This is a genomic window from Sulfitobacter sp. TMED3 (genome assembly GCF_002167505.1).
In the GTDB taxonomy this organism is placed as follows: domain Bacteria; phylum Pseudomonadota; class Alphaproteobacteria; order Rhodobacterales; family Rhodobacteraceae; genus Sulfitobacter; species Sulfitobacter pontiacus.
This window is the reverse complement of the sequence record NZ_NHBI01000038.1, coordinates 117,148-139,367: the sequence shown is the minus strand read 5'-3', so window position 1 is coordinate 139,367 and position 22,220 is coordinate 117,148. Positions and strand designations below refer to the sequence as shown.

Below are 22,220 nucleotides of genomic sequence, written 5' to 3'. Positions count from 1 at the left end.
ATTAATTCTCTAACCTACTGATATCAAACGGATCGCCTCGTCCTGGCGCATCAGCCACAAAAGCAACCGTGCGGCTTTGCCGCGCGGGGTGGCCAGATCTGGGTCCACAGCCAGCAAGGCGCGCGCATCCGATTGGGCGACCTGCATCAAACCCGCCTGTTTCTCCAGATCCGCCACCCGAAACCGCGGAACGCCAGATTGCGCCGTGCCAATCAGATCACCGGTCCCGCGCATCTTCAGGTCCGTCTCGGCGATCACAAAACCATCCTCGCTTTCGCGCAAAACCTCCAGCCGTTGGCGGCCGCTTTCGCTGAGCGGGGCTTGATACATCAGCAAGCAGGTAGAGGCCGCCTGCCCCCGTCCCACGCGCCCGCGCAGCTGGTGCAACTGTGCCAGNCCGAAACTTTCGGCGCGCTCGATCACGATGATGCTGGCGTTCGGCACNTCGACGCCCACCTCGATCACCGTGGTNGCGACCANCANCTTGGTCTGCCCTTGCTGAAAGGCACGCATGGCCGCGTCNTTNTCGGCNGGCGGCATCTGCCCATGNACCAGCCCNACCACGCCTTCGCCCAATGCCGCACGCAGGTGTTTGAACCGCGCNTCTGCGGCGATCAGATCGCTGACCTCGCTTTCTTCGACCAGCGGGCACACCCAATAGCATTGCCGCCCTTCGCTGATGGCGGCGCGCAAGCGGGTTACGACCTCCTCCATCCGGTCGGTGGCAATCAGGGCGGTGCGGATGGGTTTGCGCCCGGGCGGCTTTTCATCCAGCACAGACACGTCCATATCGCCATATTGCGCGAGGGCCAGCGACCGCGGGATCGGCGTCGCGGTCATGACCAAAACATCGACGGCCTGCCCCTTTTTGCCAAGCTCAAGCCGCTGGCGCACCCCAAANCGGTGCTGTTCATCCACCACCGCAAGNCGCAGATCGCCAAAGGCGACATCGGCCTGAAACACCGCATGNGTGCCCACAAGGATCTGGATCGCGCCGCTTTCCAGCGCGCTCAGCTTGGCGCGCCGTTCGGGCCCNTTGTCGCGTCCGGTCAAGAGNTCAAGCACCACACCCGCCTGTTCGGCCAGGGGGCGCAAGCCTTCAAGATGTTGTCGCGCNAGGATTTCTGTCGGGGCCATCAGCACGCCCTGCCCGCCTGCCTCGACCGCCCGCAACAATGCCATGAAGGCGACCAGCGTTTTGCCCGCGCCCACATCCCCCTGCAGCAAGCGGTTCATGCGCGCCCCGCTGGCCATGTCCTTTGNAATCTCGGCGATAGCACGGGTCTGTGCACCGGTGGGCGCGTAGGGCAATGCGCCAAGCACGCGCTGCTGCAGGTGGCCATCCCCAACCGTCTTGCGCCCCGCCTTCCGCCGGTCCTTGGCGCGCGCAAGGGCAAGCGTCAGTTGATGGGCGAGCAATTCATCATAGGCCAGCCGCGCCCGCGCTGGTGCCGCGGCAGAAAGGTCAGCCATGTCGTTCGGGGCATGCGCCTGTTGCAGCGCATCTGGAAAGTCTGGCCAGTTCTCTTGGTTTTTCTGATTGGGATCAATCCATTCGCCGACCTCTGGCACCCGCGACAATGCGGCCCGCGTGGCCTTATACATCAGCTTTTGCGTGATCCCGCTGGTCAGCGGATAGACCGGTTCAAACGTCGGAATATCGCCCGCCTCGGCCTCGGGCACGACGAAATCCGGGTGCACCATCTGGGGGATGCCGTCAAAAAGCTCTACCCGCCCCGACACCACGCGCCGTGACCCTTCGGGCATCTGTCGTTTCCAGTAATCCCCGCGCGCGTGAAAGAAGACCAGTTGAAAGGCGGTGGCGCTGTCTTCGACATGAATACGGTAGGCCCCGCCCTTGTTTGCAGGGGCCCGATGCGCGCCAACGGTGACCGCTACGGTGACAGTGGCGGGCAGGATCGCATCCTTGACACTGGGCTGCAGCCGTCGGTCGATGCCGGAATACGGCAACGTAAACAACAGGTCCCGCGGGGCCATCACCCCAAGCTGGGCAAAGTTCTGCGCGGTCTTCGGCCCGACCCCTTCCAACGTTTCGAGCTTGGCAAAGAGGGGGAAAAGCGCCTCGGGCCGGCCGGTCATGCGCCGTCGATCAGCGCAAGCCAGCCGTCCTCGTCCAATGTCTGAATGCCCAGATCCGCCGCTTTCTTGGCCTTGGAGCCAGCCCCCGGCCCCGCGACCAGAATATCGGTTTTCGCACTGACCGAGCCAGAGACCTTGGCCCCCAAACGTTCGGCGCGCGCCTTCGCCTCGGCGCGGGTCATTTTTTCAAGCGTGCCGGTGAAGACCACGGTTTTTCCCGCCACGGGGGACCCTTCGGTATCGGGGCGCGCCACATCCTGCACCGACAGTTCCGTTACCAGCCGGTCGATCGAGGCACGCTCGGCCTCTTGGGCAAAGGTGCTTACCAGGCTTTGCGCCATGACCTGACCGACGCCGTCCACTCCGATCAGATCGTCCCAGGCGGGGCCATCCCCGGATTTTGCATGCCCCATCGCAGCCTCGAACGCGGTCCAGCTGCCGTAATGCTGCGCGATCAGGTTCGACGCCGCTTCGCCAACATGGCGGATGCCAAGCGCAAAAATCAGCCGCGACAGGGGGATTTTGCGTTTATCCTCAATGGCCTGAAACAGTTTATCGGCAGATTTCTCGCCCCAGCCTTCGCGGTTCTTGAGCTGCTGCATGCCGCTGCCATAGCGCGCCTTGAGCGTGAAGATATCCGCCGGTTCCGCGATCCAGCCATCGGCATAGAATTGTTCGACCTGTTTCGCGCCCAGACCGTCAATATCAAAAGCCGCGCGTGATACGAAATGTTTCAGCTTTTCAACGGCTTGGGCAGGGCAGATCAAACCACCCGTACAGCGACGCACCGCATCACCTTCCTCGCGGATGGCATCGCTGCCACATTCCGGGCAGGTCGTTGGATAGACATAGGCTCTAGCGTCCTCGGGTCGCTTGCCAAGGTCCACATCCGCGATCTTGGGGATCACGTCCCCCGCACGGTAGACCTGCACCCAGTCGCCGACGCGGATATCCTTGCCGTCGCGGATACTGGCCCCCTTACTGTCGAGCCCTTTGATATAATCCTCGTTATGGAGCGTCGCATTCGAGACAACGACGCCGCCCACGGTCACCGGCTTCAACCGCGCTACCGGCGATAGCGCGCCGGTGCGGCCGACCTGAATGGTGATATCCTCCAGCCGGGTCCAGGCCAGTTCCGCAGGGAATTTATGCGCAATTGCCCAACGGGGGGTGGTGGAGCGAAAGCCAAGCCGGTCTTGCAACGCCAGATCGTTCACCTTGTAGACGACGCCGTCGATGTCATAGCCAAGCGTCGCGCGTTGCTCTTCGATCTTGCGGTAATGCGCGATCATCTCTTGCGGACCATCGCAGAGCGTCGTCAGCGGGTTGGTGTCAAACCCGAATGCGCTCAGCCGCTCTATCGCNTGAAACTGCGTGTCGGCCAGCGGCGCGGACAAGGCCCCCCAGGCATAGGCGAAAAATGCCAGCGGCCGTGCGCGGGTAATCTCGGCATCCAGCTGGCGCAAGGATCCGGCGGCGGCGTTGCGCGGATTGGCAAAGGTCTTGCCCCCGTTGGCCGTCTGNCGGGCATTCAGCGCATCAAANTCGTNGTGGCGCATNTAGACTTCGCCGCGNACCTCAAGCAGCGCCGGTGCGCCCTNGATCCGCGTCGGAATGGTATCAATCGTGCGCGCATTGGCGGTGACGTTTTCCCCGACGGCACCATCCCCACGGGTCGCGGCCTGTACCAGTTCCCCGTTTTCATAGCGCAGCGACAGCGACAGCCCGTCAATCTTGGGCTCTGCGGTGAAGGCCAGCGGCGTGCCGCTTGGCAGCCCCAGATATTTGCGGATGCGCGCATCGAAATCGACAACATCCTCATCCTCGAACGCATTGCCCAAGGACAGCATCGCCACGTCATGCCGNACCTTGCCGAACCCTTCCGCCGGNGCGGCNCCGACCTTGTCGCTGGGGCTGTCAGCGCGTTTGAGGCNGGGNAACCGTTCCTCGATNGCCTGATTGCGNCGTTTCAGGCGATCATATTCCGCGTCNGANAGGTCNGGCGCGTCCTGCGTGTGATAGGCCGCATTCGCCCGCCCCAACAGGTCAGCCAACCGCGCCAATTCGGCTTTGGCCTCCTCNTCGGAAAGCTCCTGAAGTGCGGTTTTATCAGTCACGGTAAGCCCCAGCCTGCTGTTTCAACTGGGGTCTAGATACGCAGGGAACTCCCCCGCGTCTAGAATATTTCCCTNNCCTTTGTGGCTAGCCGCCGACGGCCAATCTTTCCTGTTCGGGGTAGCCCATGGTGGCCGGATCACGCAGCACATAGCCCCTGCCCCAGACCGTCTCGATGTAATTCTCGCCGCCCGTGGCATTGCTAAGCTTTTTACGCAATTTGCANATGAAAACATCGATAATCTTGAGCTCGGGTTCATCCATGCCGCCGTAAAGATGGTTCAGNAACATCTCTTTCGTCAGNGTCGACCCTTTGCGCAGGCTCAGCAGTTCGAACATCTGGTATTCCTTGCCGGTCAGATGCACGGGCTTATCCCCCACCGTCACCGACTTGGCGTCCAGATTGACCGACACGCGCCCGACGTTGATCACCGATTGCGAATGGCCCTTGGACCGCCGGATGATCGCATGGATNCGCGCCACCAGTTCTTCGCGGTGGAAGGGTTTGGTCANATANTCATCGGCGCCAAAGCCGAACCCCTTGATCTTGTTTTCTGTGTCGTCNGAGCCGGAGAGGATNAGGATCGGCGTCTGGATCTTGCTCAGCCGTAATTGNCGCAANACGTCATGCCCGTTCATATCCGGCAGATCCAGATCCAGCAGGATCAGATCGTAGTCATAGAGCTTTGCCAGATCGATGCCCTCTTCCCCCAGATCGGTGGTATAGGTGTTCAGNTTGGCATGGGTCAGCATCAGTTCGATGCTTTTNGAGGTGGTTGGGTCATCTTCGACCAACAAAATTCGCATGTGTCTCACTCCGCTCAAATGGATTTGGTATAAAAGGCACCGTGAACAAAATAGTTTAACCACTCGTTAATAGTGCTCAACTTGTTAGGCGAGCAACTTAAAGTTGTCTATACTTTTGTAGCGCTGTGGCCCNCAAAGCCGCCTCCCCATGTTCAGAGACAGCGCGCACCCATTCGACAAATTCNGCCCGCCCCACACCATAGCGTTCTTCCGCTTCCGCCTCAGTGATCAGCCCGTATAACACGCCGCGGACCACCGCAGCCTTGCGCGATGCGACCCACCGGCGGGTATTGCGATCCGGCAGATCCGCAAGGCTAAAGCTGGACCCGTCGGGCAAGGTCACCGCCCTGGGTCGTTCGACCTTTTTCAAATACACTCGTTTTCCCCTTTTCACCCTTTACACATAAGACGCGCGCCCACTGTTCACGGCCCGTTCTTGATCCGGTGCAGGCTAGGTCGCCGCATGTTAACGACCCGTGAAGTCGCCCCTTGAGAGTACCGCTAATTTTCCTATATTAAGCCTCAAACCTCCCGGAGTATTCTCATGCCGCTTGATCGCACCCCNCCGCTCAATTCGTTGGGCTTTGCCAAAGCACCTGCCGACACCCGCGTCGTTGTGGCGATGTCGGGCGGTGTCGACAGTTCCGTGGTCGCCGCCATGCTGGCCGAGGAAGGCTATGACGTCGTCGGCGTCACCCTGCAGCTNTACGACCACGGTGCGGCACTGGCGCGCAAAGGGGCCTGCTGTGCGGGCATCGATATCCATGATGCGCGGCGTGTCGCGGAATCCATGGGGTTCCCGCATTACGTTTTGGATTATGAAAACGTGTTCAAGGACGCCGTGATTGACGAATTCGCCGATAGCTATCTGGGCGGGGCCACGCCCGTGCCCTGCATCCGCTGNAACGAACGGGTGAAGTTCAAGGATCTGCTGGAAACNGCCAAGGATCTGGATGCCGATTGCATGGCGACCGGTCACTATATCCAGCGCAAGATGGGCCTCGACGGGGCCGAACTGCATTGCGCCGCCGATGCCAATCGCGATCAAAGCTACTTTCTGTTCTCGACCACGCNCGAACAGTTGGACTATCTNCGTTTCCCCCTTGGCCACCTGCCGTCAAAAAACGACACGCGGGCGCTGGCGGCGAAATACGGGCTGAGCGTGGCGGACAAGCCCGACAGTCAGGATATCTGCTTTGTTCCGAATGGCGACTACGCCTCGGTGATCCGCAAACTGCGCCCCGAAGCCGCCAACCCCGGCAATATCGTCGACACCGACGGCAATGTGCTGGCCCAGCATGACGGGGTGATCAACTACACCATCGGGCAGCGCCGTGGCCTTGGCATCGGCGGCTTGGCCGACCCGCTCTATGTGGTGAAACTTGATGCGGATAATGCGCAGGTCGTCGTNGGGCCGAAATCNATGCTGGCCACCCGTACTGTGCCCGTGAAAGAGATTAACTGGCTNGGTGACACCCCGCTCATGTCGCAAAGCGAATGGCCCATTGCTGTGCGCGTACGCTCTACCCGCCCTCCGACAGACGCGATCCTGCNTCCGATCTCGGATACCGAAGCCACGGTAGAGCTGCTNACCCCNGAGGAAGGGATNTCGCCGGGNCANGCCTGCGTCTTCTACGACCCCGAAAGCACCCGCATNTTCGGCGGNGGCTGGATCCACAAAGGCTAACCCCTTCCAAATGGTTTAAAATCCCGGGGAGTTTGAGGGGCAGCGCCCCTCATATGGCGCCGTGAGTTTGAGGGNCAGCGCCCCTCATATNGGGTCGTGAGTTTGAGCGGCAGCGCCCCTCATTTTACACTATAGCCAGTCTCTAGACCTATAGCTTGGCCAATACCGCCCGCGCCGCGCGCAGACCCGGGCTCTCTCCCCCCTTGCCGAGCCGCTGCATCGTCAGCGCCATCGCGTCTTTCTGATCCTCGGGATGCGCAAAGACATGTGCCAAACCGCCAGCGATCTTATCGGCGGTGCAATCGGGGCCCAGAAACTCCGGCACGACGCGTGTGTCGGACACAAGGTTCACCAAAGTCACCGTATCAATCAGCGCCATCGCCTTGATCAGACGGAAGCTGAGCCAGTTCATCCGGTAGGCGATCACCATCGGCAGCGATGCGGCGGCCAGTTCCAGCGAGACGGTGCCAGAGGCCGCAAGTGCCACGTCCGCGGCGGCAAACGCCGCCCGTTTCATCGCGGCACCTTCCTCCCTGCTGCCCGCACGCGGGTCCAGCACGATAGGGCGCACCGTCCAGCCTTGGGTCTGCGCAATCACCGCATCTGCGACAGGACCAGCGGCGGGAATGACCACGCGCAGATCCGGATGGGTCCGGGCAAAACGGGCCACCGCATCGCCGAACACATCCGAAAGCCGCGCCACCTCTGACCGCCGAGATCCGGGCAGGACGAGCATCAGGGGGGCATCCCCGATCTCATGGGCTTGACGAAAGGCAGCGGCTTCGCGGTGTGTGGCGATCTTCTCTCCGACCACGGGATGGCCGACGAAATCGCAGGCCATGCCCTCGGCCTCCATCAAGGGCGGCTCGAAGGGGAAAAGTGCAAGCACGTGATCGATATACCGCGCCATCTTTTTCGCGCGCCCGGGACGCCAGGCCCAGACCGTGGGCGCGACGTAATGCACCGTGCGAATATCCGACGCCGCCTTGACCCGCTTGGCCACGCGGAGCGAGAAATCGGGGCTGTCGATGGTGATCATCACATCGGGCTTGGCGTCAATCACGGCCTGCGCCGTCTCGTTGATCCGCGCCATCAGGGATTTGTATTTCGGCAGGATCTCGGCGATGCCCATGACAGAGAGTTCGGACATATCAAAGCGGCTGCTCAGCCCCTCGGCCGCCATATCCGTCCCGCCGATGCCGTCAAAGGTGATGTCGGAGCGCAGGGATTTCAGCCCTGCCATCAGCGCCCCCCCCAAACGGTCGCCCGAAGGTTCGCCCGCAATGATGAACACCTTCATGTCGCGGCCCTTGCCCATAGCACGAGGTCTAGTTCATCCGCCAAGGCGACGCAGGCGTCTGGCTCCAGAAGAATGACGGACCCCGCCTCGATCACAACACCCGCCAGCCCTGCCTCGTGGGCGCGGCGCAGGGTGTCCGGCCCGATGGTGGGCATATCGACAAGATGGCTTTGGCCGGGTTTCGGACCTTTAAACAGCACCGCGCTGGCCGAGCGGACACGATCAGGCAGGGTCGACAGCAAGTGGTCCGTGCCGCCAATCGCCTCGATCCCCATGACCTGCCCCTGCCCGACGACGCAGCATTGCCCCACATCCATCGGCGCAAGGCAGCGCACCAGGGCGGCACCACGCGCGGCGTCATCGCGCATCTGCGCATCCGGCTGACGCTGGCTAAGCACGCCTTCGCGCGCCATCAAGTCCGGCGCGAGGTCATGCGCGGCAACGACGGTCAGCCCTGCTGTCTGGAAAATATCGACCAAGGCGCGCAAGGCACCGTCGTCCCCCGCGGCAAGGGCTTGCTGGAACACCGGCACCAAGGGCAGCGTTGCCGCATCCAGCTTGGACGGATCGAAGGACGGGCGTGCCACGGCACCGCAGAAACACACCTCCGTCACGTCGCGCGCGGTCAGCTCGGCCAGCAAAGTGCCAAGCGTCTCAAGTCGGAACACCAGATCCGGCACCAGCCCGACAGGTGTCGTCCCCTCGTAGGCGCAGATCAAAGGCGCATCGGCCAGCGCGCCGGCCACCCGTTGAGGCAGTCCGCCGCCCCCTGCGATCAGCGCCAGCATCAACCCGGTGTCAGAAAGTGACGGCCCGTGTCGGCCAGCACGAAATCGACGATCTCGCGGACGTAGTCGCTGCCGGTTTCCTCGCCCAAACGGCGGGCGCGGTCGTGGAAGGTTCCCTCGCCCTGCGCCAGCATCTGGAACGCCGCGCGAAGGGCCGTGATGTCGGCGCGGGTGACACCACGTCGCTTGAGCCCGACAAGGTTAAGCCCGTCCAAGACCCCACGGGGCGCTTGCACCAGACCGTAGGGGATCACGTCATTCGTCACCATCGTCACAGCGCCGATAATGGCCCCGCGACCGATACGCACGAACTGGTGGATACCGGCCAGCCCGCCGATCAGGACATCGTCTTCAATGATGCAGTGGCCCGCGACGGCGGCGTTGTTCACCACAATCACCCGATCGCCAAGGATCGAATCATGGGCGATGTGACAGCCCGCCATAAACAGCCCGTCATCGCCAATCCTGGTCACGCCGCCACCGCCTTCGGTGCCGCCGTTCATGGTGACATGTTCGCGGATACGGTTGCGTTTGCCGATTTCGAGGCGGCTGGATTCCCCTTTGAACTTAAGGTCTTGGGGGATTTCACCGATCACCGCGAAGGAAAAGATCACCGTACCTTCGCCGACTTCGGTGTCGCCGGTGACGATGGCGTGGGACTTCACCTCAACGTTGTCATGCAGCACGACCCGAGGGCCGATGACGCAGAACGGGCCGACCTGGGCAGAGGCCGCGATCTGCGCCCCTTCCTCGATCACGGCGCTTGGGTGGATGTTGCCCATCAGGACAGGTCCATCATCGCAGTGAANTCAACCTCGGCCGCCATTTCACCCTCGACCGANGCGACGCCGCCGAATTTCCAGACTTTGCCGCCGGGTTTGCCGCGCAGGGTGTTCAGCTCCATCCGGACGACGTCACCGGGAACGACCTTGCGGCGGAATTTGCATTTATCGATGGCCATGAAATAGACCTTCATGTCCTTATCCGCCATTTCCAGCGTGACACCAACCATCACCGCAGCGGTCTGCGCCATCGCCTCTACGATGGTGACGCCGGGCATAATCGGCATGCCGGGNAAATGCCCCTGAAAATGCGGTTCGTTCATCGTGACATTCTTGATCCCGACAGCGCTTTGCGTGCCCTGGATATCGACCACTTTATCGACCAGCAAAAAGGGATAGCGGTGCGGAATGATCCGCTGGATCATCTGGATATCGGCACTTGGCAGGGTGTCAGTCATTGCATGTCCTGTCTGTTAAAAGCTGTATGCTGGCTACCAATTCTGGCCGCCATGGGCAAGCGGGGGGATCAGTTCTTGCCGCTGCCGACCGACGCNTCAAGCCGNTCNATGGCTTCGTCGGTGATGTCGATGGCATTGGCGCTGACGAAGACCGACCGACGTTCAAGGATCACGGCCGCCCCGGCTTCACGCATCATCTGTTCCAACACAGGGCCCGCAGCGGCCAGAAACACCTGGCGNTCNTTCTCGACCAANTCGTTCANCGCNCGNCCCTTTGCCGCTTGCGCCGCGCGGGTTTTCTGCACCTTTTCGTCAAAGGCATCCGCCAGCCCGCTAAAGGCATCGGGACTGAGCTTGCTGCGCTGATCGGTGAGCTTGCGCTCCTCGGCCTTCAAATCCGCTTCGATCAGGCGGTTTTCGGCAGANATTTCAGCGCTTTGGGTTTCCACGTCATCCGCCACCCGCAGACCAAAGGCGCTTTCNTTGAACACACGATCTGAATCGATCGTCAGGATCGGGCTTTGCACNACCCGCCGTTCAGACTGCTGTTGTGCAAAAACCGGCACCGCCGCNAGGGGCAGTACCGGCAGAAGGCAAATCAAGAGTGCCCGCAGTTTCATAACGGCCTCAGAAATCGGTCCGCAGGGTCACTTCGAACTTCTGTTCTTGGTCNTAGTCCTCTTTTTTCAAGGCTTTAGAGACGTTGAACTGCAAGGGACCAACAGGCGTATCCCAGAAGAGCGAGACACCGATCACGTGGCGGAACGAACCGGATTCACCAACGATAGACGAGCCCGNGGGGATCNCTACATCGTCNAGGTTCCAGACGTTGCCGACATCATAGAAGACGCCGCCGCTGATGCCGTATTCTTCGGGCAGNCCCAGCGGGAATTCCGCCTCAAGACTACCAACCACAAAGAGGTTACCCCCAAGGGAGTCGTCAGAGCNGTTGCTTTGATCGCGCGGGCCGATGCCGCCGGTTTCAAAGCCGCGCATGATCGANGNGCCGATCAAGAAGCGGTCGGAAACGCGGTTGTTGCCCTCGCTCCATGCCAATGCCCCACCTTGCAAGGTGGCACGCAGGGTGACTTCCTCGTTGAAGATACGCTTTTCACCGATGGCTTTGGCGGTGGTTTTCACGAANTTGGTGTCNCCCCCTAGACCTGCGAAATCCTGCCCGAATTGCAGCAGCACACCCGATGTNGGGTCAAGGCCGGCGCGACGGGTGTCGTAGCTGTANTTATACCCGATCGAAGAGGTCACCTGACGGCCCGCGGCAATGTCATTTGCGACGACGAAACCNGTTGTGGTATCGNCNCGCTCTGACATCTCNAGNTCGTCATAGGTATAGTTGAGGCTCANCCGCCCGTTNTCGCTGACNGGGAACGACAGGGTCGGCTGGAAAACGATACGTTTGGTATCGAAGGAATTATAGGACGAGCTTGTTTCGGCATAATCGAGGTTCAGGCCGAACGCCACATCACGCCCCAAGAGGCTCGGCTCGATAAAGTTGAAGCCATAGCGCTGTGCATNTTCAGCCGTGCTGACCGTCAGCTTGAGCTTNTGGCCGCGTCCCAGGAAGTTATCCTCGGCNAAGCTGACCGCGACGCCGATCCCGTCACTGGACGAGAACGACCCACCGAAGTTGAGCGAGCCTGTCGGCTGTTCCACAACATTCACGTCAACGACGACCTGCTCGGGGGAAGACCCCTCGCGGGCGTTGACTTCGGCGCTTTCAAAATAACCAAGGGCGCGGATACGCTCGGCGCTTTCACGGATCTCGCGCGGGTTGAACGGGTCACCCTCTACGCTGTCGAACTGGCGGCGCACAACGCGGTCAAGCGTGGTGGTGTTNCCTTCGATGTCGATCCGTTCGACAAANACACGTGGACCACGAGAGATNCGATATTCGACGTTCAGCGTCAGGTCGCGATCATTGCGCGTGACNACCGGTTCGACCCGCAGAAAGTCTACGCCGTCACGGATGGCTTTGCGTTCCATCCGGGCGATATCCGTCTCGACCAGCGACGGCGAATAGACGGCNCCGGANTTGGTCTTGATNACGCCACGATAATCTTCAGCGTTCACCCCGTTGATGGTCGAGGTCACGGTCAGTTCGCCGAACTTGAACTGTTGCCCCTCTTGCACGTTGAACTGCACNAAATAGCCGTCGCGTTCTTCGGTCAGCTGAGCGTTCGCCGCCGAAATGCGCATGTCGACATAGCCGCGCGACAGGTAGAAATCGCGCAGCATCTGCTGGTCGGCCTCGATGCGTTCGGGCACAAAGGTGTCGCGTTTGATCAGCCGGCGGAACAGCCCCGCTTGCTTGGTTCCCAGCACGCGGCGCAGACGACGGTCCGAATATTGGCGGTTGCCGACAAAGCTCAGGCGTTCAATCTCGACGTTGTCGCCTTCGAAGACTTCAAACACCAGATCAACACGGTTCTGGTCGCGGCGGATGACCTTGGGCTGGACGCGGGCGGCGATACGGCCGTCATTGCTATAGGCCTGCGCGATGGCATTGGCGTCTTTTTCGGCTTGGGTCGGGTTGAAGACGCGGCGTTCGTCTGAATCAACGACCGANGCCAGCGCTTCGTCGTCGATGCGCGCGTTGCCTTCAAAGCTGATGCGGTTGATCGTGGGNAATTCTACGACCGTGATCACCAATGTCCCGCCGCGCGGTTCAAGNGCGACGCTTTCAAACAGGCCGGACGCCTGAAGGTTCTGGTAAGCATCGTTCAATTCGCCCGCGCTGATCGCCCGACCACGCGCGATTCCTGCGCGGCTTAGAATGGCGCTGTCGCCGATCCGTTCGTTGCCGTCGATCTGAACTGTNTTGAACTGATAGCTTTGCGCGTCAGCATGTGGCGCTGGNACCAGCCAAGCGACTGATAACATTACGCAAAAAGAAGCGCTGCGCAAGGATTTCGCAAAAGGAGTGAAAACCGCTGTTTCGGTGGGCTTATTCCACCTGTCGTTGTGCATCATTTGCCCTACCCGCTGTCAAAAAACTCTTTCGTCCTGACTAGACAGGTTAGCGGCCTTTGTCAAAACGAAGAGACCGCCATACACCTATATAGNGTGTATGNCGGCCAGTTGGATCACGATAGAGTGCGGGAGGGCACNTGGNTAGGGAGAGAGANCGGCGTTANGCGCCGATCCACGCGCCGGCGGTCAGCGCGATGATCAGGAAGCCGAAGTACAAAGCGCGGTCCCAGTTCAGATCAACCAAAAGGCTCAAACCGCGATAACTTGTCTTGAACGTCTGCATACTCGTATCCTTTGTAACTTGNATCGAATATCGCAGGCGATTGCGGCGCTCGTTTGACCAATTAAGGCAGCAATAAGACTTTTGTAACTTTTTACCCCCCTTTAGGCGGCAAAATATCGCCTAAGGGCAGAATAAATCGTTACCCAAGGCAAAGACCATTAACCCCAGTACCAAGGTCAGACCAATGGTCATCAGNATGCGCAACGCGCCATCGCTGGGTGGTTTGCCGGTCACNGCTTCATAGGCGTAGAACACCAGATGCCCGCCATCCAGCGCCGGAATCGGGAAGAGGTTCAGCAGACCGACCGCCGTCGACAGCACCGCGATAAAATAGATGAAGCTTTGCGCGCCCTGCGACGCCATCGCGCCAGAGGTTTGCGCGATCCCCACCGGACCGCTCAGGTTACAGGTGCTGATATTGCCGACGATCATATGCTTGAGACCCGACAGCGACCCGCTGATGATCCGGCCTGTGTTCTCTACCCCACCCCAGAGCGCTGTCAGNACGCCAGGGTTCGTCGTGGCGGTGTCAAAGGCGGTGCCGCCCACGATGCCAATGCGCATCTGCGACNTGAAGCTGCCGTCTGGCTGCGGTTCGTCCGTCACTTTGGGGCGCAGGGTGATGTCCAGCGTTTCCCCGTCGCGCCAGATATCAAGTTCAAGCGGTGTGCCTTCAGACGCTTCAACAGCGGTCTTCAACTGGCGGAAGGCGAANATCTCTGCCCCGTCAACCGCGGTGATCACATCGCCGCTTTTCAGACCGGCCTCATAGGCCGCNGATTGCGGCATCACCTGCTTGACCAGCGATGGCATGACGTAAGGCCCATCCACGGACACGACCTCCCCGCCACGGTTCACCTCATAGGGCAGCGGCTGGTCCAGCGGGATGCTGGCGAAGGCGTCGGCATAGGCGGTGGCATCGGACACCGGCGGCAGGGTCACCCCGCCGATAGAGACGATCTCGTCCCCTTCCACCAGTTCATTCTGTTCAAACGGCAGCGGGTGCAATTCCCCGACGGTCATCGGGTCACGCGGCACGCCGACCGACAGGCCGATTGCCGCGAAGACCAGAATGGACAGGACAAAGTTGAACACCGGCCCCGCAGCGACGGTGGCGGCACGCGCCCAAAGCGGCGCACCGTGCATGGTGGCACGCAACCGCTTGGGGTCTGCCTCGGCCGCTTCCATCGCGGCCACATCCTTGCCCGAGGCCGCATCCGCATCGCCCGCGAATTTCACGTAGCCGCCAAAGGGCAGCGCGGCGATCTGCCACTTGGTGCCGCGTTTGTCGAAGCGGCTGTAGATTACAGGGCCAAACCCGAGAGAGAAGACATCGGCATGGATGCCGGACCAGCGTCCGACGATATAATGACCGTATTCATGGATCGCGACGATCACCGACAGGGCAATCACAAAAGCCAGAAGCGTCCAGATCAGCCCGCCAAACTGCGGGATCAATGCCATAATATCCAAAACTCTACCCTGCCCTCTTTGTTATTGCGGCCCATGCGGCCTGCCTTGCCAGATGGTCCACCTGTGCGACGTTATCAAGTGTGATGGCCGCATCGATCACCCCATTGTCAGGGAAAAGCGCTTCCATCGTGTCTTCGACGATCTCTGCCATCTGGGGAAAGCGCAGCTTGCCGCCGATAAACCCGTCCAGCGCGACCTCTTTGGCGGCGTTGAACACCGCACCGGCCATGCCACCACGCGCCATCACCTCGCGCGCGAGGCGCAGGGCGGGCCAACGGATGTCATCGGGGGCGCGGAAGTCAAAACTCCCGATCTTTGCCAGATCCAGCCGCTCTACCGGCAAATGCGTTCGGTTGGGGTGATGCAGGGCAAAGCCGATGGCGTGGCGCATGTCAGGCGGGCCGATATGCGCCATCAAGGCACCATCGCTGAACCCTACCAGCGCATGGATCATCGATTGCGGATGCACCAACACTTCGATCTGGCTGGGGTCCACGCGAAAATATTCACGCGTTTCAATGACTTCCATCGCCTTGTTGAACATCGACGCACTATCGATAGTGATGCGCTGACCCATGTCCCAGTTCGGATGGCTCGACGCCTGCTCTAGCGTGGCATCGGCGAGCTTTTCGAGCGGCCAATCGCGAAACGCCCCGCCGCTGGCGGTGATGATGATCCGTTCCACCGCCGAGATATCCTCGCCGATCAGGGCCTGAAACACGGCGGAATGCTCGCTATCGACCGGCAGCATGGTGGCCCCATGTGCCACGGCGGTGTCCAGCATCAGCTTACCAGCGCAGACCAGCGACTCTTTATTGGCAAGGGCTAGCGTCGCGCCTTGCTTCAACGCCTCCACCCCCGGTGCCAGACCCGCGGCCCCGATGATGGCTGACATGACCCAATCGGCAGGGCGTGCGGCGGCCTCGTTGATGGCCTGGGGTCCGGCGGCGGCCTCTACCCCCGTGCCCGAAAGCGCGTCGCGCAGGTCGTCTAGCAGATGCTCATGGGCCGTGACGGCAAGCTGCGCGTTCAACCGCTGCGCATCTTCGGCCAGCTGCGCGATATTGCTGGCACCGGTCAGCGCGACGACGTCATAGGCGTCGGGTGCGCGCGCGATCAGATCAATGGTGTTCTGCCCGATAGAGCCCGTGGCCCCGAAAATACTGACTTTCTTCATGGGGTGAAGATCAGCTTAGCGCGGGGGTGATGGTCAGGAAACGACCAATGATCAGCAGGAACAGCGCCGCCCCCAGCATACCGTCGAACCGATCCAGCAAGCCGCCATGACCGGGGATCAGGTTAGAGCTGTCCTTGACCCCCAAGCGACGCTTCATCCCGGATTCTGCCATATCTCCCATCTGCGACGCCATCGACATGGCGACAGAGACACCGACCAGCTGCAAGCCCACACCGGTGTTGATCGAGAACAGGAAACCGACAGCCGCCGCCCCGATCCAGCCCGCCGCCGTGCCGGACCATGTTTTCTTGGGGCTGACCTTGGGCCAGAATTTTGGCCCCCCGATGGCACGTCCGGCGAAATAGCCAACGACATCGGTGATCACCACAACCAGCACCAACCACATCAGCCAGCCAAAGCCGAAATCATCGCGAACCTGCGTCAGCCCGAAACCGGCCAGCATGATCATCACGGTGAAACACATGAATATGGTGCGGTGCTTTTCCAACTGGCCAAAGCCCACCAACGCAGGGGCCAGCAGCACCGGCAGGGCAAAGCCCACGGGCAGGTAGATCGCGGCGAGCGTCGCCGCGCCCACCAGCAAGCCCATCTGCATCCGCGCGCTGCGGTTTGACGGGTTCAACATCCCCACCAGTTCCCACGCCATGACGCCGCAAATGATTGCGACGAGAACGTGGAACACGGGCCCGCCCAGATAGATGCCGCCCAGACCGACCACAATCATCGCCAGCGCCGAACCGACGCGCGCCGTGAGGTCGGACCAGCGTTCCGAAGAAGGTGTCATAGTGCTTTCCTTTCGTCGTACGATCAGGAGGACACGGCACCAAAGCGCCGGTCGCGATTGCCAAAGGCCGCACAAAGATTGCCAAACTCGGCTTTGGTGAAGTCGGGCCAGAGCGTATCAATGAATTCATATTCGGCATAGGCTGATTGCCACAGCAGAAAGTTCGATATCCGCGCCTCGCCACTGGTGCGGATCACCAGATCGGGGTCCGGCAAAACATGGGTATCCAGATAGCGCGGCAGGGTTTCTTCGTCTACGTCCTCAGGGCTGAGCAGACCCGCTGCGACGTCCTGCGCCAGCCGCTGCGTCGCGCGCGCGACCTCGTCGCGACCGCCGTAGTTCAACGCAATCGTCAGATGGGTACGGGTGTTTTCCGCCGTCTCTGCCTCTAGCAGATTCATCAACTTGACCAGTTTCGCATCCAGCCGGACACGGTCACCGATAAANCGGACGCGCACGCCCTTGGCTTTCAGCGCTTTGGTCTCTTTGGTGATATAGCGGCGGAACAGGCTCATGAGNCCCGCCACCTCGACCTGAGTACGTTTCCAGTTCTCGGTCGAGAAGGCAAAGATTGTCAGATATTCGACGCCGAAATCGGGGCATGCCTCGACGATTTCNCGCACACGNTTGGCACCGGCATGATGCCCGAACAGACGCGGACGCCCNCGCTGGGTNGCCCAACGGCCGTTTCCGTCCATGATGATCGCAACATGGCGCGGTGCCCCTGGGACAAGCTGGAAGGTCTGGTCGGTCGCAGCAGGCATCATCTATCCTTATCGAACTGCAGGCCGATGCGCGGACCTTGGGNTCGCGCGCATCGAATAAGGTACTTAAACCTGCATGATCTCGGCTTGTTTGCTTTCAAGCTGCTCGTCGATCTGGGCGATGAACTTGTTGGTCATGTCCTGAACCTCACCCTCCCAGACTTTCTGATCGTCTTCCGACATGCCGTCGGCCTTGGCTTTCTTGATCTGGTCCATNCCGTCGCGGCGNANGTTGCGGATNGANACACGGGCGCTTTCGGCATATTGCCCCGCGACCTTGGTCAGCTGGGTGCGGCGTTCCTCGTTCAGCTCGGGGATCGGCANCATGATGATCGTNCCGTTCAGCTGCGGGTTGATGCCCAGACCGGATTCACGGATCGCNTTNTCGACCTTGCCGACCAGCGCCTTGTCCCAGACGTTGATGGTNACCATNCGNGGCTCGGGCACGTTGACGGTGCCCACCTGGTTGATCGGCGTGCTGCTGCCATAGGCGTCGACCATCACAGGCTCCAGCATAGAGGCGGANGCNCGGCCTGTGCGCAAAGAGGCAAATTCGGTGCGCAACGATGTGATCGCGCCATTCATGCGCCGCTCAAGATCGTCTGTGTCCAGCATAAAATCGTCTGACATGATGTCCCCGGTGGTTTTGTAACTATCTAGATTTGAACCGATATAACGCGATCAAGCCCCCCTTGTATAGGGAGCCCCGCATCTATCGTAGGTTGGGGCCTAGCCCTGAACCCGTGTGTATGTGCCCTCGCCCGCGAGAATCCCCTTGAAGCCGCCCGGTTCGTCCAGAGAGAAGACGATGATCGGCAGGTTGTTGTCGCGCGCCAAGGCGATGGCAGAGGCATCCATGACCCCCAAGCGCTTTTGCAGCACATCGTCATAGCTGACGGCATCATAGCGGACCGCATCGTCGAATTTGGCGGGGTCTTTGTCATAGACACCATCGACCTTGGTGCCCTTGAAGATCGCTTCGCAGGCCATTTCATTGGCGCGCAGCGTCGCGGCGGTATCNGTGGTGAAATANGGGTTGCCGGTNCCCGCGGCAAAGATGCACACGCGCTTTTTCTCAAGGTGGCGCACGGCGCGGCGGCGGATGTAGGGTTCGGCGACCTCGTTCATTGTGATCGCGGAAATTACCCGCGTGTGGATGCCCAGTTCCTCTAGCGCGGATTGCATCGCCAGCGCGTTCATCACGGTGGCCAGCATCCCCATATAATCGGCGGTGGTGCGTTCCATCCCCTGAGCCGACCCTTGCAGCCCACGGAAGATATTGCCGCCCCCGATGACCATGCAGATTTCGACGCCAAGATCGTGAACCGATTTGACCTCGTTCGCGATGCGTTGCACGGTTGGCGGGTTCAGCCCGAANCCCTGATCGCCCATCAATGCTTCGCCTGAAATCTTNAGCATGACCCGGTTGAATGTTACTTTTGACTGGCTCTCGGGCATGGGNGCACCTTTCAGGGTGTGGGAGGGGTTTTCATTGCGCCGTAAAATGTCGCAAATAGCGCAAACATTCAATGCTCCGTCAGAGGTTCACGCAAAGAAATGCCAGATGCCCCGCTGTCCCGCGTCTCTGACGTGGTTTCCTCTATCGACCCTGCCGCGCCTGTCCTGATTGCGGGGCCCACGGCGTCGGGTAAATCGGCGCTGGCGCTGGCGATTGCGCAGGCNCAGGGCGGGGTGATTGTGAACGCGGATGCCAGTCAGGTCTACGGCTGCTGGCGCGTGATNTCGGCCCGCCCCCCNGCCGAGGAAGAGGCCTTGGCACCGCATCTGNTGTATGGCCATGTCGCGGCACACGACCCCTATTCGGTCGGCCACTGGCTGCGCGAGGTGACCGAGGTGCTGCGCCAGCCCGCACGCCCGATCATTGTCGGTGGCACNGGNCTTTATTTCGCGGCGCTGACCAAGGGGCTGGTGGACATTCCNCCGANCCCCGATGCGGTNCGCGNCGCGGGCAACACCATGACCCGCGCGGCGATGATCGACGCGCTTGACGCAGAGACGGCGCGCCGCATTGATCTTTATAACCCCATGCGCGTCCAGCGTGCGTGGGAGGTACAGCAAGCCACAGGGCGCGGGCTGGCCGCGTGGCAAGATGATACNCCGCCCCCCATCCTGCCGATGGANCGCTGTCAGCCTGTNGCCGTTGCCGCGTCNAAGGACTGGCTGAACGACAGGATCATNCGTCGCTTTGACCAGATGCTGGACCAAGGCGCGCTGGACGAAGTCGCCGCCGTGCGCCCCGANTANGACCCCGCCCTGCCCGCGCACCGTGCCATCGGCGTNCCCGAGCTGATGCGCTACCTTGACGGCGCAACACCGCTTGACGTGGCNCGACAGGATGCCATCATCGCGACACGGCAATATGCCAAACGGCAGCGCACGTGGATGCGCAAGAACACCGCCGATTGGCTGCAATATGTGCCGGGCTAGCACGCGGCTGCCAAAACGGCGAAATTATCTTTTACTGCCTTTATCTTTCCNTATCTCTGTATAACGATAGTGTTCACTTGTCTTTTGCTGATAGGGTCATGCAATGACAGAGAACACGATCGAATTGCTGACGCTGGCGCAACTGTCGCAAGGGCAGGACTGGCGCGTGCAGCTTTGTCATGACCGGCCTGTGCATATGCTGATCTGGATCACCCGCGGTCAGGGGTTGCTGCAGCTTGACGGCCAGCGGCGCGGCTTGGGGGCGCATAACGCNGTGTTNATCCCNGCCCGTGCGCTCTTTGCCCTTGATATGGGGCGGCAGGGCATCGGGCAAGCGGTGGTGATCCCCGACGGCACCGANCTGCGCCTGCCCCAAATGCCGCGCCACCTGCGTATTCGGGATGTGCAGGCCCAGACCGAACTGACCGGCCTGATCGAAGCCGCGCAGCGCGAACAACAGGCCAAGCGCCCGCTGTATCANGACGCGTTAGAGGGGCACGCGGCGCTGATGTCGGTCTGGCTGCGGCGCCAGATCATGCAGGACGAACATGTGCCCAACCGGCGCAACGCCGCTGCACGGCTCAGCGCGCGGTTCTGTCAGATGGTCTGTGAACACTACAGCAGCGGCGCGCCGATGGCGCAATACGCCGAAAGCCTGGAGGTCACGCCGACGCATCTGTCACGGGCCGTAAAATCCGCCACCGGCAAGACTGCGGCGGATATCCTGACCGAACGGGTGGTGCATGAGGCACGGCACCTGCTTGGCACGACAGAGCATTCNGCACAGGATATCGCGCGCCACCTTGGCTTTGGCTCNGCCGCCTATTTCACNCGGTTCATGCAGCAACACACGGGCCTCACACCCTCGCGCCTGCGGGCAACGGCGGCCTGACGCGTCAGGNCCNGTGGCCACAAGGACGCTCGGGTTAGCGCCTTTTCCAAAGTACCGAGTTGACCTGCCACCGCGACCTGTGGCTGACTGGCATTCAAGAAAAACACATCCGCACCGCCCATGTCATGGNGGAAAGCGGACAATAAGGGAGCCGCGCAGNGCGCAACGTATCGGCAAAAGCCGGACCGCGCTGCGACAAATTCAAACGCAGCCGCGCGCCTTCAAGGTGTCGCCGTACCGCCGCGCAACAGGGTCATCACATGGGTATTTTCATATTGCGCCGTTTGGGCGTGATGGTGGTAACAGCGCTATGCCTGACCTTTATCGTGTTCTGGCTGACCAACCTCTATCCGAACCTCGAAAAGCTCGCCAAGACCCAAGGCAACTTCCGCATGTCGGACGAAGCGGTCGCAAGCTATCTGGGGGATCGCGGCTATCTTGACCCGCTGCCGGTCAAATTCGGCCAATGGCTGGGCGTCATGCCCGGATGGGTGACGCAAGAGGANGACGGCACCAGTTTCGGGCGCTGCTTTACCAAGGACACGCCCGAGGNCGACCGCCGCCGCTTTTGCGGTATCTTGCAAGGGGATTGGGGATTTTCGACTGTTTTCCAAGAGGATGTCGGCCCCACTGTCCTGACGCGATTGGCGCTGACGGGCAAGTTGATGGGCTGCGTGATCCTGCTGATGGTGCCGATGGCGCTGATTGTGGGCGTGCTGGCAGGGATGCGCGAAGGGTCGCGGACGGACCGGACCCTGTCGACCTTTTCAATCCTGACAACCGCGACGCCTGAATATGTCTCTGGTGTCGTGTTCATCGCCTTGCTCGCCTCCTCGCGATTTGGGCTGTCGCCCCTGCTGGCCGACTGGGGCTGGATCGACAGCAAAACGCTGTTTCTGGGCTCCGCCGCCAGTGCGATGAAAGACGCGACCTTCTGGAATTTCTTTCTGCCGGTGCTGACCATCTCGCTTTACGGGATGGGCTATATCGCGCGCATGACCCGTGCCTCGATGACCGAGGTGATGACCGCGCAATACATCCGCACGGCGCGGCTGAAGGGGGTGAGCTTTGGCAACATCGTCCTGAAACACGCCCTGCGCAACGCACTGATCGCGCCGTTCACGGTGATCATGCTGCAAATCCCGTGGCTTCTGAACGGGGTCGTCATCGTCGAGACCCTCTTTAACTACAAGGGCTTCGGCTGGCTGTTGGTCCGCGCCGCGTCGAATAATGACATCGAGCTGTTGCTGGCCGTGTCGGTCGTGTCGGTAATCGTGGTGCTGACAACGCAGCTGATCTCGGACATCGGCTATGTCCTGTTGAACCCGCGCATCCGGATCACCTGAGGAGACA

Annotated in this window: 21 protein-coding genes; 4 read left to right on the top strand and 17 right to left on the bottom strand. The window is 60.9% G+C overall.

Annotated elements, in window-relative coordinates:
• Positions 1–9: 9 nt before the first annotated feature.
• The 4 genes from recG to sciP form a co-directional block, all read right to left on the bottom strand.
• Positions 10–2,100, bottom strand: a complete 2,091-nt coding sequence (gene recG, locus CBB63_RS10675; protein ID WP_286699124.1) for an ATP-dependent DNA helicase RecG — start codon at positions 2,098–2,100, stop codon at positions 10–12.
• Positions 2,097–4,217, bottom strand: a complete 2,121-nt coding sequence (gene ligA / locus CBB63_RS10670) for an NAD-dependent DNA ligase LigA (RefSeq protein ID WP_286699123.1) — start codon at positions 4,215–4,217, stop codon at positions 2,097–2,099. Before ligA ends, recG begins: the two co-directional genes overlap by 4 nt.
• A gap of 85 nt (positions 4,218–4,302) precedes the next feature.
• Positions 4,303–5,022 carry a response regulator transcription factor CtrA gene (ctrA, locus tag CBB63_RS10665; protein ID WP_286699122.1) on the bottom strand — a complete coding sequence of 240 codons (720 nt, stop codon included), beginning with the start codon at positions 5,020–5,022 and terminating at the stop codon, positions 4,303–4,305.
• Between the two features lie 97 nt (positions 5,023–5,119).
• Positions 5,120–5,398 (bottom strand): CtrA inhibitor SciP, encoded by a 279-nt coding sequence (gene sciP, locus CBB63_RS10660; RefSeq protein ID WP_286699121.1) that lies wholly within the window; start codon positions 5,396–5,398, stop codon positions 5,120–5,122.
• 168 nt (positions 5,399–5,566) lie between these two features.
• Between sciP and mnmA the strand changes: the two genes are divergently transcribed.
• On the top strand, positions 5,567–6,709 hold the full coding sequence (gene mnmA, locus CBB63_RS10655; RefSeq protein WP_286699120.1) for a tRNA 2-thiouridine(34) synthase MnmA: 1,143 nt from the start codon (positions 5,567–5,569) through the stop codon (positions 6,707–6,709).
• Positions 6,710–6,857: 148 nt separating this feature from the next.
• Here the strand turns inward: mnmA and lpxB are convergent, their stop codons facing one another.
• The 13 genes from lpxB to pyrH all read right to left on the bottom strand — a co-directional run bounded on the left by lpxB (position 6,858) and on the right by pyrH (position 18,985).
• Positions 6,858–8,009 carry a lipid-A-disaccharide synthase gene (gene lpxB / locus CBB63_RS10650; RefSeq protein ID WP_286699119.1) on the bottom strand — a complete coding sequence of 384 codons (1,152 nt, stop codon included), beginning with the start codon at positions 8,007–8,009 and terminating at the stop codon, positions 6,858–6,860.
• Positions 8,006–8,797, bottom strand: a complete 792-nt coding sequence (locus CBB63_RS10645) for an LpxI family protein (RefSeq protein ID WP_286699118.1) — start codon at positions 8,795–8,797, stop codon at positions 8,006–8,008. The genes lpxB and CBB63_RS10645 overlap by 4 nt, the downstream gene beginning before the upstream one ends.
• Positions 8,797–9,579 carry an acyl-ACP--UDP-N-acetylglucosamine O-acyltransferase gene (lpxA, locus tag CBB63_RS10640; RefSeq protein ID WP_286699117.1) on the bottom strand — a complete coding sequence of 261 codons (783 nt, stop codon included), beginning with the start codon at positions 9,577–9,579 and terminating at the stop codon, positions 8,797–8,799. Before lpxA ends, CBB63_RS10645 begins: the two co-directional genes overlap by 1 nt.
• The gene (gene fabZ, locus CBB63_RS10635; protein ID WP_286699116.1) at positions 9,579–10,037 is read right to left on the bottom strand and encodes a 3-hydroxyacyl-ACP dehydratase FabZ; all 459 of its coding nucleotides are present in this window, start codon (positions 10,035–10,037) and stop codon (positions 9,579–9,581) included. Before fabZ ends, lpxA begins: the two co-directional genes overlap by 1 nt.
• A 68-nt stretch (positions 10,038–10,105) precedes the next feature.
• Positions 10,106–10,657, bottom strand: coding sequence for an OmpH/Skp family outer membrane protein (locus CBB63_RS10630; protein WP_286699115.1), 552 nt, complete (start codon positions 10,655–10,657; stop codon positions 10,106–10,108).
• 7 nt (positions 10,658–10,664) lie between these two features.
• The gene (bamA, locus tag CBB63_RS10625) at positions 10,665–12,935 is read right to left on the bottom strand and encodes an outer membrane protein assembly factor BamA (RefSeq protein WP_286699114.1); all 2,271 of its coding nucleotides are present in this window, start codon (positions 12,933–12,935) and stop codon (positions 10,665–10,667) included.
• Positions 12,936–13,185: 250 nt separating this feature from the next.
• On the bottom strand, positions 13,186–13,308 hold the full coding sequence (locus tag CBB63_RS10620; RefSeq protein ID WP_005853414.1) for a hypothetical protein: 123 nt from the start codon (positions 13,306–13,308) through the stop codon (positions 13,186–13,188).
• A 120-nt stretch (positions 13,309–13,428) separates the two neighbouring features.
• The gene (rseP, locus tag CBB63_RS10615; protein ID WP_286699113.1) at positions 13,429–14,781 is read right to left on the bottom strand and encodes an RIP metalloprotease RseP; all 1,353 of its coding nucleotides are present in this window, start codon (positions 14,779–14,781) and stop codon (positions 13,429–13,431) included.
• A 4-nt stretch (positions 14,782–14,785) separates the two neighbouring features.
• Positions 14,786–15,958 (bottom strand): 1-deoxy-D-xylulose-5-phosphate reductoisomerase, encoded by a 1,173-nt coding sequence (dxr, locus tag CBB63_RS10610; RefSeq protein WP_286699112.1) that lies wholly within the window; start codon positions 15,956–15,958, stop codon positions 14,786–14,788.
• A gap of 10 nt (positions 15,959–15,968) precedes the next feature.
• Positions 15,969–16,763 carry a phosphatidate cytidylyltransferase gene (locus tag CBB63_RS10605; protein WP_009826992.1) on the bottom strand — a complete coding sequence of 265 codons (795 nt, stop codon included), beginning with the start codon at positions 16,761–16,763 and terminating at the stop codon, positions 15,969–15,971.
• A gap of 23 nt (positions 16,764–16,786) precedes the next feature.
• Positions 16,787–17,530, bottom strand: a complete 744-nt coding sequence (gene uppS, locus CBB63_RS10600) for a polyprenyl diphosphate synthase (RefSeq protein ID WP_286699111.1) — start codon at positions 17,528–17,530, stop codon at positions 16,787–16,789.
• 63 nt (positions 17,531–17,593) lie between these two features.
• Positions 17,594–18,157: a ribosome recycling factor gene (frr, locus tag CBB63_RS10595; RefSeq protein ID WP_286699110.1), complete on the bottom strand. Its 564-nt coding sequence runs from the start codon at positions 18,155–18,157 to the stop codon at positions 17,594–17,596.
• Positions 18,158–18,256: 99 nt separating this feature from the next.
• Entirely contained in the window at positions 18,257–18,985 is a 729-nt protein-coding gene (gene pyrH, locus CBB63_RS10590; protein ID WP_009826990.1) for a UMP kinase, read from the bottom strand.
• Between the two features lie 99 nt (positions 18,986–19,084).
• Between pyrH and miaA the strand changes: the two genes are divergently transcribed.
• The 3 genes from miaA to CBB63_RS10575 all read left to right on the top strand — a co-directional run bounded on the left by miaA (position 19,085) and on the right by CBB63_RS10575 (position 22,213).
• Positions 19,085–19,975, top strand: coding sequence for a tRNA (adenosine(37)-N6)-dimethylallyltransferase MiaA (gene miaA, locus CBB63_RS10585; protein WP_286699109.1), 891 nt, complete (start codon positions 19,085–19,087; stop codon positions 19,973–19,975).
• 103 nt (positions 19,976–20,078) lie between these two features.
• A complete protein-coding gene (locus CBB63_RS10580; protein ID WP_286699108.1) occupies positions 20,079–20,867 on the top strand; it encodes an AraC family transcriptional regulator in 789 nt (262 codons plus the stop codon).
• Positions 20,868–21,127: 260 nt separating this feature from the next.
• Positions 21,128–22,213 carry an ABC transporter permease gene (locus CBB63_RS10575; RefSeq protein WP_286699107.1) on the top strand — a complete coding sequence of 362 codons (1,086 nt, stop codon included), beginning with the start codon at positions 21,128–21,130 and terminating at the stop codon, positions 22,211–22,213.
• Positions 22,214–22,220: the final 7 nt, after the last annotated feature.

What these genes read in the sequence shown, in the direction of transcription:
- lpxB (WP_286699119.1), bottom strand. Translation starts at nt 8,009, where the DNA reads ATGAAGGTGTTCATCATTGCGGGCGAACCTTCGGGCGACCGTTTGGGG.
- CBB63_RS10645 (WP_286699118.1), bottom strand. Translation starts at nt 8,797, where the DNA reads ATGCTGGCGCTGATCGCAGGGGGCGGCGGACTGCCTCAACGGGTGGCC.
- lpxA (WP_286699117.1), bottom strand. Translation starts at nt 9,579, where the DNA reads ATGGGCAACATCCACCCAAGCGCCGTGATCGAGGAAGGGGCGCAGATC.
- dxr (WP_286699112.1), bottom strand. Translation starts at nt 15,958, where the DNA reads ATGAAGAAAGTCAGTATTTTCGGGGCCACGGGCTCTATCGGGCAGAAC.
- CBB63_RS10605 (WP_009826992.1), bottom strand. Translation starts at nt 16,763, where the DNA reads ATGACACCTTCTTCGGAACGCTGGTCCGACCTCACGGCGCGCGTCGGT.